This window comes from Streptomyces sp. NPDC059850 (assembly GCF_042731515.1).
GTDB lineage: Bacteria > Actinomycetota > Actinomycetes > Streptomycetales > Streptomycetaceae > Streptomyces.
The window spans coordinates 186735-200543 of the sequence record NZ_JBHWJI010000001.1 but is presented as its reverse complement, the minus strand read 5'-3'; the positions used below and the strand labels follow the sequence as shown (position 1 = coordinate 200543).

Here is a 13809-nt window from a genome sequence, read left to right as displayed (position 1 = left end):
CCGGCCCGGCAGTGCCACGGTGTCATAACCTCGCCATGACATATCGCCGGTCGAGCCATGACGCAGTGTCACTGGTGGCGGAACGGAACCGGAAGAATACTGAAGCGCGGACCCTGCTGTTCGATCCCGGAGACCGATGTCCGAACATGCTGAGACCACGCAGGAACGGCTGCGCCGACTGAACCTCACCCTGCTGCTTCCGACGCTCACCGCCACAGGAGCGCTCGTGGTGGCCGTCGACGCCCGGAGCTGGTGGCATGCCGCCATCCTGGGCCTGGGCGTGGTGGCGGCGCTGGTCGCCTTCGTGAAGTGGGCAGGGGGAGACATCGCCCCCCGTGTCGCCCTCCCCTGCCTGGCCATCACCGCGGCGGTGTGGCTCTGCGGGGTCCTGGTGGCCGACAGCGCGACGGCGTTCTACGGCATCTCCATCGTGGGCCCCCTCGCCATTCGCCAGCTGCGCCGCCACCGGGGCGCGGCGGCGGTGGGGCTGGCCGTCTTCGTCGCCGCCGTGGGGGCGGCGAGGCTGACGGTGACACCGGACGATGTCTCCGGCGTTCTGGTCTCGTACGTCATCATCCCCACGGGCGTCGCCGCGGTGGCGGCCGGGCTCATGTTCCCCAACCAGCGGTTCTACGACGTCGTGGCGGACCTGGAGGAGTCAGGGCAGCGCGAGGCCGAGATGGCCGTCATCCGCGAGCGCATGCGGTTCGCCAGCGACCTGCACGACATCCAGGGCCACACGCTGCACGTGGTGAAGCTGAAGACCGCACTGGCCCAGAAGCTGGTGCGCAGCGACCCCACACGCGCGGAGGAAGAGCTACGGGAGATCTACGCCCTGGTCGGCGACACCATCACCCAGACCAAGGAGCTGGCCTACGCGCAGCGGCGGCTCAACCTGTCCGCGGAGCTGGAGAACGCGAAGAACCTCTTCGAAGCCGCGGGCATCCGCGTGCGCGTCGACCGCGAGGCCGAGATCGACGAGCGGGACAACGAACTGCTCGGCCAGGTCCTCCGGGAGACGACGACCAACATCCTGCGGCACGCCCAGGCCGAACAGGTACGGATCACCCTCGTGGCGTCCGGCATCACCATCCTCAACGACGGCGCCCAGGAGGGGCTGCCGCCCGAACTCAGCGGGCTCTCCACCCTCATGGAGCGCGTGGCCGACAACGGAGGCGAACTGATAGTGGAGCAGAAGGACGGCCGGTTCCTGACGGCCGCGACATTCCCGCACCCCCGCTCGCACCCCCGCCCGACGGCCACGTCCACGGCTCCGGAGGAGGGCCGATGACCACCGTGGTGCTCGCCGACGACGAAGCCCTGCTCCGCAAGGCCCTGGCCGCACTGCTCCCGCTCGAAGGCGACATCACCGTGCTCACCGAGGCGGAAGAGGGCGGAGCGGCGGTGCGGGCGACGCTGCGTCACCAGCCCGACGTCCTCGTCATCGACCTGGAGATGCAGGGCGTCGACGGGCTGGAGGCCGTCGCGGCGATCCGCCGGGCCCGCCCGGACCAGGTGATCCTCATGCTGACCCGCCACGCCAAGCCCGGTGTGCTTCGCAAGGCGCTGAAGCTCGGCGTCCAGGGCTTCGTGAGCAAGGCCGCCGACCCCGCGCACATCGCGTCGGTCATCGCGACACTCCACGCGGGCAAGCGCTGGATAGACCCGGACGTCTCCGCCCTCGCCGTCGTCGACGACTGCCCACTCACCGACCGCGAGATCGACGTGCTGCGCGCGACCGGCGAGGGCTACTCGGTCGCCGACATCGCCGCCCAACTCCACCTGGCGGGCGGCACGGTACGTAACTACCTCTCCCACGCGATGCAGAAGACCCAGACCCGCACCCGCCACGAGGCCGCCCGGTACGCCCGCAAGCGCGACTGGCTTTGACGTGCTCCCCGGTTAAAGTCCGGGGATTCCTGCCACGGTCGTGTGACCATCTGGGTGGCTTCCTGCTTCAACGCGCTGTGCCGGGACTCTCGTCCTGGTCTTACCTGCGCTCTGCGAGGCGTTTAGCCTGTCCGCCCGTCCGGCGGCCAGGGTGTTCTTCGAGGCGTTGTCGTCACGGTCGTGGACGGTCCCGCACTCTGCGCACGTCCATTGGCGGACGTGGAGGGGCTTGGGGCCGTCCTTGATGCCACACACGGAGCAGACCTGCGAGGTCGGCTCGAAGCGTCCGATCTTCCCGAAGTACCGGCCGTGCTTGACCGCCTTGTACTCCAGCATGTTCACGAACGCCGACCATCCGGCGTCGTGCACGGACTTGGCCAGCCGGGTCCGGGCCAGGCCGGACACCGCGAGGTCTTCCACATACACCGCTTGGTTGTCGCGGATGATCTGTGTGGAAGCCTTGTGGTGCCAGTCCCGGCGGCGGTCGGCCACCCGAGCATGCTGCCGCGCGACCCGGATACGGGCCTTGGTCCGGTTCTTTGATCCCTGGGCCTTGCGGCTGAGGTCCTTCTGTAACCGTTTGAGCTTCTTCTCCGCGCGGCGCAGAAATTTCGGGGAGTGGATGCGGGTGCCGTCGGACAGGACGGCGAAGGTGAACAGACCCAGGTCGATGCCGACTTCGGTTTCCAGCTCGGGAAGGGGGTCCGGTCCGGTGTCCACCACGAAGCTCATGAAGTACCGGCCCGCACAGTCCTTGGTGACGGTGAGAGAGGTGGGTGCGGCCGGTAGCGGCCTGGACCAGGTGACCTTGATGGTGCCGACCTTGGCCACATACACCCTGCCGTTGTCCTGGAGAGAGAAGGCGTTGGTGTTCAGGCGGATGGACTGCCGGGTGTCCTTCTTCGTTTTGTAGCGGGGCGGGGCGACCTTGCGGCCTTTGCGTGTGCCCTTGAGGGAGTCGAAGAAATTCTTGTACGCGGCATCCAGATCGCGCAGGGACTGCTGGAGCACGACCGCCGATACCTCGGCTAGAAAGGCGCGCCCGGTGGTGTGCTTGGCCTGGGTGATGCGGCGCCGGGACAGTTCGGCCGACGTTATATAGGGCAGCCCGGCCGCGTGGGCTTCCTTCCGGTCGCGCAGGCAGTCGTTCCACACCACACGTGCACACCCGAACGCACGCGCCAGCGCGACGCGCTGCGGGGCGTCCGGGTAAACCCGGTAGTTGTAACGGAGCTGCATGAACCCGAACATATTGCGGTCTCATGGACTGCGAGAAGGAATGTCGCCGTGGCAGGCATATAGTTTCGGCGATGCACGTTCACTTGGTCTTTGTGGCCAAGTACCGGCGTGGAGTGTTCACCGATGAGATGGTGACACGCTGCGAAAAGATCATGCGGAACGTGTGCCAGGACTTCGAGGCGGACTCCAAGGAGCTCAACGGCGAGCGCGATCATGTGCACCTGCTGGTGCACTACCCGCCGAAGATCGCCGTCTCCAAGCTGGTCAACAGCCTCAAGAGCGTCTCTGCCTGTTACCTGCGACGCGAGTACACCGGAGCTATGAACCGCGCCGTCACGCAAGATGATTGTAAACAGGAGTCAGCGACCCAGGCGGGCACAGGGCCCGGGCCGGCAGTCGGCACAAGGAGCGGGGATGGCAACGGGGACACGGGACTGGCGGATCGCGGCGCGGAACGGGCTGGTCCCGGAGGACATCAGTCCGTGGAAATCGGCGCGGCGCACGTTCGCGCTGGTGGTGTTCGTGTGGGCCGCCGCGGCGGCCATCACCTGCGCCGCCTATCTGACGCTGGGCTCGGAGGTGGTCCCCATCGCGCTCGGGGTGGTCCTCTGCCTGGCCTTCGCCGTGCTGCTGATGCTTCTCCACCGGGCCGCCTGGCTGGCCGTACTGGCCGTGGTGCCCGCGCTGTTCGTCCTCGTCGGGGCCGTCCAGTACGCGCCCGAGGCGGCCTTGGAGCGGCGCGGTGTACGCGAGAGCGTGGTGATCGTGGCGGACAGCGCGGCCGGGACGGGCGGCGACAACCATCGCTTCACCCTCCGCCGTACGGACGGAAGCACGCTCAAGGAGAAGCTGGAGTACGACGGCGACACCTGGGACCCCAAGGTGGGCGAACGGCTCGATGTCATCCGCGACCCGGAGGGCACCGTGCCGATGGAGCAGGCGGAGGACGTGGACGCCGGGGGCCGGATGGGCGGTCTGATCGGCGGCACCGTGGCCTGGACCCTGATCACGGTCCTGGCGGGGCGCCGTGGCCATGTCCGCCGCCGCCGGGGCATCGAGATGCCGGACTACATGTGATGACCGGCCTTGCCGGTGGACGCCATGGGGAAGGTGGACGCCACGGGGAAGACCCCGCCGACGGAAGGCGTTCATGAGGCATGGCTGTCATCCACAAAACCACCATGCGCCCCACCAAGCTGGAGCTTCTGGCGCCCTGGCTCCCCGCTCGGCCCTGGTACCTCGGCGCGGGGCGCGCGCCGGAGCTGTCCCGGGTCGGGGGATTCCGGCTCGACGATCCGGCGGGGGAGGTGGGCATCGAGTTCATGGTGGTCGAGGACGCGTCCGGGGAGCGGCCGGTCTGGTACCACCTGCCGCTCAGTTACCGTGCCGCCCCGCTCGACGGCGCCGAGCACGCCCTGATCGGCACGTCCGAGCACGGGGTGCTGGGGCAGCGGTGGATCTACGACGGAACCCATGACCCGGTGCTCGTCGCCCAGCTCCTCGCACTCCTCCAGGGCCGCGCCACACCGCAGATGCAGAGCGAGTCCGACACCCCCGACCCCTCCGTCGCGGTGGAGGGCGCGGAGGCGATCCCGGGAAGGCCCTCCGGCGCGCCGGACGTCACCGACAGCCCTGGCGGTACGTGTCTCGCGGTCGGGTCCTTGACGCTCGACGTGACGCGCGTCCTCCGGCGAGAGGAGGACGTGGCCGAGGAGGCGGCGGCGCTGGCCCAGGTCAGCGCGGGCTGGCGGCTGCCGGACGGCGGCGAGGGGCGCGGCCGGTTCGCCGTCCTGCGCGACAGCTGAAGGGACATGTCGGACGACGCCTCCTGACCGCCGCCGCCACAGGCCCGGCGGCCACCGCGTCCGTCACGACTCCGGCCGCGCAGCGGCGGCGCCGAATGGTCCGCCGCTCCCGAACGCCGCATCGGTGAAGCGCTCGCCGATGCGGCGATGGGTGGCCGCGTCCGGGTGGAGCTGGTCGCGCAGCGGCAGTTCGGCGAAGTCGGCCTCGCCGTAGAGGTCGCGTCCGTCGAGGTAGTGCAGAAACGGATCGTCGGCCGCCCGCTGCCGCACGATGCGGGCCAGCTCGTCCCGTATGACGGTGAGCGTCAGCTTTCCGGCGGCGCGCTCGGCGGGGTCGCCCGTGGCCCGGAACTGGAGCCTCCCTTCACTGAGACCGGAGAAATCCGGCGCGGCGGGGCCCGGTGTGTCCTCGTGGATGGGGCAGTACGTGGCGGAGATGACCAGCAGCGGCGCCGTGGGATGCCCCTCGCGGAGGGTGTCGAGGAAGCCGTGCACCGCCGGGGTGAACGCGCGCAGCCGCATCAGATCGGCGTTGACCAGATTGATGCCGATCTTGACGCTGAGCAGATCGGCGGGGGTGTCCCGCATCGCTCGGGCCGTGAACGGGTCGAGCAGGGCGCTGCCCCCCAGACCCAGGTTGATCAGCTCCACGCCACCGCGTGAGGCCGCCAGCGCGGGCCATGTGGTGCTGGGGCTCTCGGCGTCGGAGCCATGGCTGATCGAACTGCCGTGGTGCAGCCACACCCTGCGCTCCCCGTCCGGCACGGCCTCGACGGGGGCGTCCGTGCGCAGGGTGACCAGCTCGGTGATCTCGTTGTACGGCAGCCAGATCTCGACGTCCTTCATGCGGTCGGGCAGCCCGGAGAACCGTACGGTGCCGACCGGGCCGGGCCGGGTCTCCGAGGACCCGGTGGTCATGTCGACCATCCGGACGTTGCCCCCGGTCACACTCGCCCGCCCGGCCAGACGGCCGTCGATGTGCAGGTCGTACACCCCGTCCGGGCGGGGCGGGGCACCCCGGTACGCCATCTTGGTGCGCAGCGCGTCCAGTTCGACGGCGGTGGCCCGGGTACGGAACGCCAGCCGCACCCCGGAGGGCTGAGCCTCCGCCAGGGCCAACTGCCCGTCGGCACACTGCGCGCGGGCCCAGGCGGGCAGCCGGTGCGGCAGCACCCCGCGCTCGGTGCGCTCCACATCGAGGGCGCCGCGCAGGAGTTGCGCGGTGATGGGGGTCGTCTCGGTCAGTCGCTCGGGTGCGGGTGCCATGCTCTTCCTTCCTTTCGCCGTAAGTACTTAAGCATATGCCTAAAGCTTTTAGGTAATGGGGAGAGTGGCCAGCCAACCTCAAGTTCCCCTCTGAACTGGCGTGATCACGGTTCGTGACCTTGCCACCCGGACAAAACTGACGACAAGGAAGCAAGAGCGGATGGAAGGGGGCATTCCGATGAGGAGCGTTTTCCGGCGCACCACCGAGCCCGTACCGCAGACACTGGATCTCTACGACGTCGCCTATCTGAGCGGCGCGCCGCAGCGCATGATGGAAGTCGCCCTCGTCGCGCTGCACGAGCGTGGCGTCGTGCGGATTCGCGTCTCGCGGGTGCGCCTCGTGGAGGAACCGGTCGACCGGCGCGTCCACCCCGTCGAGCGCGCCATCATCGCCCTGTGCCGCCGCCACTCGCGGAGCACGCTCTCCCTGCTCGAAGCGATCGAGGGCGGGCCCGAAGTGGGGGAAATCGAGCGCCGCATGATCGCCTCCCGTCTGATGACCCCCAGGCGCTGCCGCCTCACCCGCGCGGGCCGACAGCACCTGGAGGCGGCCGAACAGAGCGGGGAGTACCCCGCATACGTCTTCGAGGGCCTGGGCGCGCTGCCGGACGTAGCGCTGAGGTATCACATCGGCGAGGTGATAGAGACGCCCCTCAGCCTGGGCGGCCGACTGATCCGCCTGGGCGAGGCCCTCGACGACCGGCAGTCGGGCCACCGTCACGACGGCGGCGGACTCCTGCGATAGCGACTGAACATGGGTGGGGGTGCTCATGAGTTCGCCGTACGCGCCCTGACATGATCGGAACGTGAAGGCCACGGGGAAACGATGGACGCACCTCGCCCTCTACCTGGGGCTGGTGTGGGCGGCCGGGGCACTGGTGGTGCCGCGCGCCTACCGCATCGGCTTCGGCCACGGGCTCGGAATCGACGTCGAGCGGCTGCCCGCGATCGGGATCGGCGCGGCCGCCATGGTCAGTGTGCTCGCGGTCGGCGTGGCCCCGGTGGGCCATGTGGTGCGGCCGTGCCGCACGGCGGGCGGGCGGCTCGGCTGGGCCGTGACGGTCTTCCTCGGCGGCACGGTCGGCCTCGCGGCCGGAATCGGCGCCTACCGCTCCGGCGCGCTGCACGTGGGCGGGCCCGCACAGCGCGCCGCGCTGTGCGGCGTGCCGTACGCGCTGGTGGCGGCGCTGTTCATCGCGGGCGTGACGGTCCGTCTGATATCCGGTGTGGCGGTGCTCGGCGTGGTGGCGTACGGCACGGCCGTCACCCACAAGTCGCAGCAGGAGAAGGAGATGCGGGGCCTCATGGCCGGTACGTCACTGGCCCGGCAGGACCTCCTGCTCCCCGACCCGCCCGCCGGATACCGCGTGGACGAGGGAAACGGCCTGCTGACGGCCGATGGCTTCGGGGTCCACTACGTCCCGTACGCGCCGAGCACGGTGGGCGGCGGGCGTCCCGATGTGGCGTTCATGGTGAGCCGCACCACCATGCGGGACGCCGACGGCATCACCGAGGCGACCCGCACCCTCGGCGGCGGGAACGTCGAAATCGTCCTGTCGGCGTACCGCGACGGCATGCGGCTCACGGTGACCGCGCGCGGCCCGAGCGGCCCGGCCGACCGGGACGAGCTACGCCGCATGCTGCACACCGCCCGCCCGGCCAGCGACGCCGAGGTGCTCCACGCGCTGCGACGTCCCGCCGCCTAGCCGGTCTGCTCGGCGGCGGTCAGACACAGCAGGAGCGCCGTGGGGGTGTGGGGCAGGGTGACGGTGAGTTCGGCGCGGTCCGCCGCCCAGGTGGCTCCGGAGGTGGACTCCGCCGGGTGGAGGTGTTCGATCCGCAGCGCGCGCCCCGCCAAGTGACTCAGAGAGAGAACTTGTTGGGGTTTTTCGCCTCCCCGGCGCCAGACCGTTACGTACGTCCGGTCATCGCCCGTACGCAGCCCCAGCGCCACCCACGCGTCCGTCCACCCCGGCAGCCCCAGCGGCCAGAAGGGGACGGCCGAGGGCAGATCGGCGCGCACCCGCCGGTACACCGCGAGGGCGTCGCGGACGAGGTCCAGTTGGGCCGGGGCCATCCGGTCGAGGTGGCCCGAGAGATGGACCCGCCCCAGCAGCGCACCGGCCAGCGTGAAGCGGATCTCGTCGTCGGTGAAGCCGGGCTGCGGGTACGCCCACACCGCGCCCTGCTCCGGCGGCACCGCGCTGGGCGCGGCGGCGGCGATGGGCGGATAGCGCAGCGGGTCCTGCTGGTCGCTGGTGGACTGGAGCTGGGTGAGGGCGAGCGAGGAGCCGTCCATGCGCATGCCGCCCGAGGCGCAGTTCTCGATGACGAGCGCGGGGTGGCGGTCGAGCACGGCGGCCAGCCAGCGCTCATGGGCGCGCGCGTGGCCGAGCAGGCCCGCGCCGGGGGCGGCGTGGCCGTGCGCCGGGTCCCAGTCCGTGCCGGGGGCGATGCTGATGTTGTAGTCGAGCTTGAGGTAGCCGACGCCCCAGTCGCCGACGATGCGGTCGATCGTCGTGTCGAGGTGGCGGCGCGCGGCGGGGTGGCGCAGGTCGAGGTGGTGGCGGCCGTTCTCGGTGAGCCGTACGCCGTCGCGCTGGAAGAACGCGTCGTCCGGCAGCTCGGCGGCCACCGGGCTGCGGACGCCGACGACTTCGGGCTCCAGCCACAGCCCGGGGACCATGCCGAGGGAACGGATACGGTCGAGGACGGCCTGGAGCCCGCCGGGGAAGCGCCGGGTGGAGGGCTGCCACGCGCCGACGCTGTCCCACCAGCCGTCGGTGTCGTCGTACCAGCCCGCGTCGATGCAGAAGTATTCGGCCCCGGCCCGGGCGGCGGCGTCGATCAGCGGCAGCAGACGCTCGGTGGTGGGGTCGCCCATCAGGGTGTTCATGTAGTCGTTGAACACGATGGGCAGGGCGGTGTGGTCGGGATGCGGCCGCCGTACGGCCCGGCGGTACGCGGTGAGATGGGCCATCGCCGCGTCGAACCCGCCCCGCGCGGCGAGCGCGAGGGCGGCCGGGACGGTGGTGAACGAGGCGCCGGGTTCGAGCCGTTCGCGCCACTGGTGCTCGGCGTCGGTCGGCCCGCTGAGCGCGACGTACGTACCGTCGCCCCGCTCCCCGGCCTCCCACCGCCACCCCACCGGCGACTCGACCTGCCAGAGCCAGGCCCGGCCGGTGGCGCGCTCCGTGAGGGCGCCCATCGGCAGGTGGCCATCGGTGGGCCAGCTGCCGACGCTGCTGAGGACGAGGGCGACGCGGCTGGCGTTTCCGTGGGCCTCGCGCGACAGGTCCACGATCCGGTCGCGCAGCGGTACGGCGGTCCAACGGCACTCGGCCAGCCATTCGTTGCGCGCCCAGTGCGCATCGAGCGCGTCGGGGGAGGGGAGGCCGCCGAGGACGAGGTGCGGGACGGCCTGGACGACGAGCGGGCCGGTGCCCTCGTTCGTCAGCCGCACCTCGGAGCGCAGCACGGGCAGGCCGTCGGGGGAGGAGAGGCGGACCTCGGCGGTGAGACCGGAGCCGGGGTCGTGGAGGTCGAGCGTCAGCCGGTGCCAGCGGCCGTCGTCGTCCGTTCCGGTCTGGTGGCCCCGGTATCGCAGCCGCGCGCCGAGCACCGTCTCGATGCCGCGCTGCCCGGACCACTCGCTGCCGTAACCGAGCGCCAGCACCTCGACGACCGGCGTGCCCTCGGGCTCCGACGGTGCGGTATCGCCCGGCGGGCCCAGCCGTACGAGCCGGAGCACCCCGTCCGCCCCGGTCGCGAACTCCGCCGTGAGCGCCGTATGGCCCCATGTGAACGTCTCCCGCACGCCAGCCCCTTCCCCAACTACGGCCGCTTGACGAGTCCCTTGACGGCCCCTGTGTGACCGGTCACAATCCTGGCGTGCATGTGACCGGTCACACAAGAGGCGGCAAGCGGCCCGGCATCCGCGACGTCGCCACCGCCGCGGGCGTCTCGTACCAGACCGTCTCCCGCGTGATCAACGACCATCCGAGCGTCAAACCGGCCACCCGGGAGCGCGTCCTCGCCGCGATCGAGGCCCTTGGCTTCCGCCGCAGCGCCACCGCGCTCGCCCTGGCCAGCGGACGCGCCCGCTCGGTCACCGTGCTGACCGCGAACACCACCCACTACGGCTACGCCGCCACCCTCCAGGGCATCGAGGAGGCCGCCCGCGCCGCCGGTTACACGGTCGCCATCGGCGTCCTGGAATCCGACACCGTGGCCGACGTCCGGACCGAAGTGCGGCGGGCCGCCGACACCGGCGGCGGGCTGATCGTGATGGCGTACGACACCGCCGGGGTCCGCGCCCTGGCCGCCGTACCCACCGAACTCCCGGTCGTGGGCGTGGTCGAGACCCCGTCCCGGCCGCCCGCCGGGCACCGCCCCTGGGTGTGGACGGATGACCGCGAGGCGGCCCGCACCGTCACCCGCCATCTGCTGGACCTCGGCCACCGGACCGTGCACTACGTCGCCATCCCCTCCAGCACCCGCCGCACCGGCCAGCGCACCGCGGGCTGGCGGGACGCGCTGCGCGCGGCCGGGGCGCCGGTGCCGCGCCCGCTGGCCGGGAGCTGGGATCCGGCCGGTGGCTACCAGGCGGGGCTGCGGCTGGCCCGCGATCCGTCCGTCACCGCGATCCTGTGCGGCAACGACGACCTCGCGCTCGGGGTGATCCGGGCGCTGCACGAGGCGGGCCGGGCGATCCCGGGCGAGGTGAGCGTGGCCGGTTTCGACGACGCCCCGCACTCGGCGTTCCTCACCCCCTCCCTGACGACCGTACGGCTCGACTTCACGGGCCTGGGCCGGGCCGCCTTCGGCCGGTTGCACGGCCTGCTGGAGGCGGCCGCACCGGTCGCGCCGCGCCCCGTCTCCGTACCGCTGCTGATCGTCCGCGAAAGCTCCGGCCCACCGCCGGCCCCGTTACCCCCGACCCCACCCTCGGAGGCCCCCCGCGCATGAGCAGATCCAGTACGCCCACCAGGTCCACCGGACACCGCATACGGACGGCCGCCACCGCCACCGCCCTCGCCGCCGCGCTCCTGGCGGCGGCCGTCCCCGCCGACGCCACCACCCCCACAGCTACTGCTAAAGCCGCCCCGAACCTCGCCGTCGACCTCGCCGCCCCCGAGGGCCCCGTCCTGCGCGGCGCCAACGGATCGCTGTACGGCCTGAGCGACGACGGCGTGCCGACCGACGCCGCCCTCGCGCCGCTGAAGCTCACCACCGTCACCCAGAAGCCGGAGGGCGGCGCCCAGCACCCGAACGGCGACGCCGTCACCGTCTCGAAGTCGTTCTTCCGCAACGGCGGCGGCGACGTCCTGGTGATGATGCAGGACATCTACGCCAAGTGGCCGTACGAGGACCTAGGCATCGAGGACTACCTCACCAAGGTCGACAAGATCGTGCCCGACGTCGCCAAGGCGCCGAACAGCGAGCACTTCGTTTATGTCCCGTTCAACGAGCCCGACCAGATCTGGTACAACCTCGGCGTCGCCGACCAGGCCACGTACGAGAAGAACCGGGACCGCTTCTTCCGCGACTGGAAGACCGTCTACCACCGCATCCGCGCCTTCGACCCGGACGCCCGCATCGCGGGCCCCAACGAGTCCTCGTACCACTCCCGCCTGATGGGCGACTTCCTGACCTGGGCGAAGCAGGAGAAGGTCCTGCCCGACGTCACCACCTGGCATGAGCTGGGCCCGGACTCCCTGCGCGACTTCCAGGGCCACTACGACGACTACCGCGCCCGGGAGAAGCGCGCGGGGATCGCACCGCGCCCGATCAACATCGATGAGTACGCCAACCGCCGCGATCTGTCCGTCCCCGGGCAACTCGTCCAGTGGGTCTCCCTCTTCGAGCGCAACAAGGTCTACGCCGACCAGGCGTACTGGGATGCCGCGGGCAACCTCTCCGGCAGCGTCGCCCAGGCCAACATCCCCAACGGCGCGTGGTGGTTCTTCCGCTGGTACGCCACCATGACCGGCCGGACCGTCAAGGTCACCCCGCCCACCCCGAACGCCGTCGACACCCTCCAGGGCCTCGCCTCCTACGACACCGCCAAGCGCCAGGCGCAGGTGCTGGTCGGCGGGGCGGCGGGCGACGCGAACGTGACGGTCGGCCACGTCGACCCGAAGGTGTTCGGCGGCCAGGTCACCGCCGCCGTCTCGGAGGCCGCCTGGTCCGGCTACGAGGGCGCCCACGCCGCACCCCGCACCCTGGCCCGGAAGAAGCTCACCGTCCGCCCGGACGGCTCGGTCACCGTCCCGCTCACCGGCATGGACCGCATGTCCGCGTACCGGATCGTGCTCACCCCGGCGGGCGGCGGCACCCCGCAGCCCGCGCGGGTGCCGTGGCACGCGGCGTACGAGGCGGAGGACGCGGCGATCACCGAGGGCAAGGTCTACACCCAGGGCACCGTCGCCAACGCCAACGGCTACGCCGCCTCCGGCACCAAGGACGTCGGCTCCCTCAACCAGGACACCAGTAAGGTCGCGTTCACCGTGGACGTGCCCCGCACCGGGGACTACGACCTCGCCGTCCTCTACGGCAACCAGAGCGGCGGCCCGGCCACCCAGCGGCTCACGGTTGACGGCGGCGCGGCCCGCACCCTCACCTACCCCTCCACCGAGAACTGGACCTACCGCGGCCTCAAGAACACCACCGTCCGCCTGTCCGCGGGCCGCCACGAGATCGCCCTGGCCCATGACACCGCCGAGGTGACCCTCGACCGCGTCGACCTCACTGCCGCCACGCAGCCCTCCGCCGCGTACGAGGCCACGCTCGCGGACACCACCGGCAGCCCGTCCTACGACTACGGCTCGGCGAGCGGAACCGGCACCGGCGCGCTCGTCCTCGGCTCCCGGGACACCGCCGTCTTCGACGTCTACGCGCCCCGCGAGGGCTACTACACGGTGACCCCGCGCGCCTCGGGCGGCCCGCTGAAGCTCACCGCGCACGGCGCGACCACGACGACGTCCCAGCGGCTCTATCTGACCGCCGGGAACAACCGCGTCACCGCCGCACCGGCCGGAGCCGCCCCCGTCCGGCTGCGCTCCCTGGACGTCACGGGCGCGGGCGACGACACGGCGGGCGTGCGCGGATACGAGGCGGAGAGCGCCGCGCTGTCCGGCACCGCCAAGCCCGAGTCCGGCGCGCACGCCTCGGGCGGCGCTTACGTCGGCTGGCTCGGCAACGGCGCGTCCAACACCGCCACCCTCACCGTCCAGGCCCCCGCCGCGGGCCGCTACCTGATGGCGGTCCGCTACGCCAACAACGAGCGGCGCGACAACGGCCACGCGTACAACACCGACATCGTCTCGCGCGGCGCGGACATCACGGTCGGCCAGGGCAAGCCCCGGCGCGTGATGTTCAAGAACACCTGGGGCTGGAACGACTACTGGCCCCTGGCCGTCCCCGTCGACCTCGCCAAGGGCGCCAACACGGTCACCTTCGCCAACCCGGGCGCGTACGCCCCCAACCTCGACCGGATCGACCTGGCCCCGGTCATCGGCTGATCCCTTTCGCGTGATGCGCCCCGGTGCGGCCGTGCAGCCGCACCGGGGCGTGGGGCACCGCTTCCGGTGTCAGCGCGGACGACACC

Annotated in this window: 11 protein-coding genes and 1 pseudogene; 9 read left to right on the top strand and 3 right to left on the bottom strand. The window is 71.5% G+C overall.

The genetic code is table 11. The annotated features are described in order from the left end of the window. Window positions 1-136 precede the first annotated feature (136 nt). Together ACFV9T_RS01015 and ACFV9T_RS01010 are read left to right on the top strand one after the other, a co-directional pair. The gene (locus ACFV9T_RS01015) at window positions 137-1291 is read left to right on the top strand and encodes a sensor histidine kinase (RefSeq protein WP_385435960.1); all 1155 of its coding nucleotides are present in this window, start codon (window positions 137-139) and stop codon (window positions 1289-1291) included. Further along, window positions 1288-1890: a response regulator gene (locus ACFV9T_RS01010; RefSeq protein ID WP_385435959.1), complete on the top strand. Its 603-nt coding sequence runs from the start codon at window positions 1288-1290 to the stop codon at window positions 1888-1890. The genes ACFV9T_RS01015 and ACFV9T_RS01010 overlap by 4 nt, the downstream gene beginning before the upstream one ends. Window positions 1891-1902: 12 nt before the next feature. On the opposite strand, the gene ACFV9T_RS01005 is transcribed toward ACFV9T_RS01010, so the two are convergent. Continuing rightward, window positions 1903-3129, bottom strand: a complete 1227-nt coding sequence (locus ACFV9T_RS01005; protein ID WP_385435958.1) for an RNA-guided endonuclease InsQ/TnpB family protein — start codon at window positions 3127-3129, stop codon at window positions 1903-1905. A gap of 23 nt (window positions 3130-3152) precedes the next feature. Here ACFV9T_RS01005 and tnpA point away from each other — a divergent pair. The 3 genes and pseudogenes from tnpA to ACFV9T_RS00990 form a co-directional block, all read left to right on the top strand. Beyond that, window positions 3153-3458: pseudogene (tnpA, locus tag ACFV9T_RS01000) on the top strand (IS200/IS605 family transposase); the annotation flags it as partial. Window positions 3459-3543: 85 nt separating this feature from the next. After that, window positions 3544-4206: a hypothetical protein gene (locus ACFV9T_RS00995; RefSeq protein WP_385435957.1), complete on the top strand. Its 663-nt coding sequence runs from the start codon at window positions 3544-3546 to the stop codon at window positions 4204-4206. An 80-nt stretch (window positions 4207-4286) separates the two neighbouring features. Beyond that, window positions 4287-4934 (top strand): 1,4-alpha-glucan branching protein, encoded by a 648-nt coding sequence (locus ACFV9T_RS00990; RefSeq protein WP_385435956.1) that lies wholly within the window; start codon window positions 4287-4289, stop codon window positions 4932-4934. A gap of 63 nt (window positions 4935-4997) precedes the next feature. On the opposite strand, the gene ACFV9T_RS00985 is transcribed toward ACFV9T_RS00990, so the two are convergent. Continuing rightward, the gene (locus ACFV9T_RS00985) at window positions 4998-6200 is read right to left on the bottom strand and encodes a GDSL-type esterase/lipase family protein (protein WP_385435955.1); all 1203 of its coding nucleotides are present in this window, start codon (window positions 6198-6200) and stop codon (window positions 4998-5000) included. Between the two features lie 178 nt (window positions 6201-6378). On the opposite strand from ACFV9T_RS00985, the gene ACFV9T_RS00980 reads away from it, so the two are divergent. Beyond that, window positions 6379-6945, top strand: a complete 567-nt coding sequence (locus ACFV9T_RS00980; protein ID WP_385435954.1) for a TIGR04222 domain-containing membrane protein — start codon at window positions 6379-6381, stop codon at window positions 6943-6945. 61 nt (window positions 6946-7006) lie between these two features. After that, complete coding sequence (locus ACFV9T_RS00975; protein ID WP_385435953.1) at window positions 7007-7906, top strand: hypothetical protein; 900 nt, start codon at window positions 7007-7009, stop codon at window positions 7904-7906. On the opposite strand, the gene ACFV9T_RS00970 is transcribed toward ACFV9T_RS00975, so the two are convergent. After that, the gene (locus ACFV9T_RS00970) at window positions 7903-10017 is read right to left on the bottom strand and encodes an alpha-galactosidase (protein ID WP_385435952.1); all 2115 of its coding nucleotides are present in this window, start codon (window positions 10015-10017) and stop codon (window positions 7903-7905) included. The genes ACFV9T_RS00975 and ACFV9T_RS00970 overlap by 4 nt on opposite strands. A 74-nt stretch (window positions 10018-10091) precedes the next feature. On the opposite strand from ACFV9T_RS00970, the gene ACFV9T_RS00965 reads away from it, so the two are divergent. Beyond that, entirely contained in the window at window positions 10092-11168 is a 1077-nt protein-coding gene (locus ACFV9T_RS00965; protein WP_385435951.1) for a LacI family DNA-binding transcriptional regulator, read from the top strand. Further along, the gene (locus tag ACFV9T_RS00960; RefSeq protein ID WP_385435950.1) at window positions 11165-13723 is read left to right on the top strand and encodes a CBM35 domain-containing protein; all 2559 of its coding nucleotides are present in this window, start codon (window positions 11165-11167) and stop codon (window positions 13721-13723) included. Before ACFV9T_RS00965 ends, ACFV9T_RS00960 begins: the two co-directional genes overlap by 4 nt. Window positions 13724-13809: the final 86 nt, after the last annotated feature.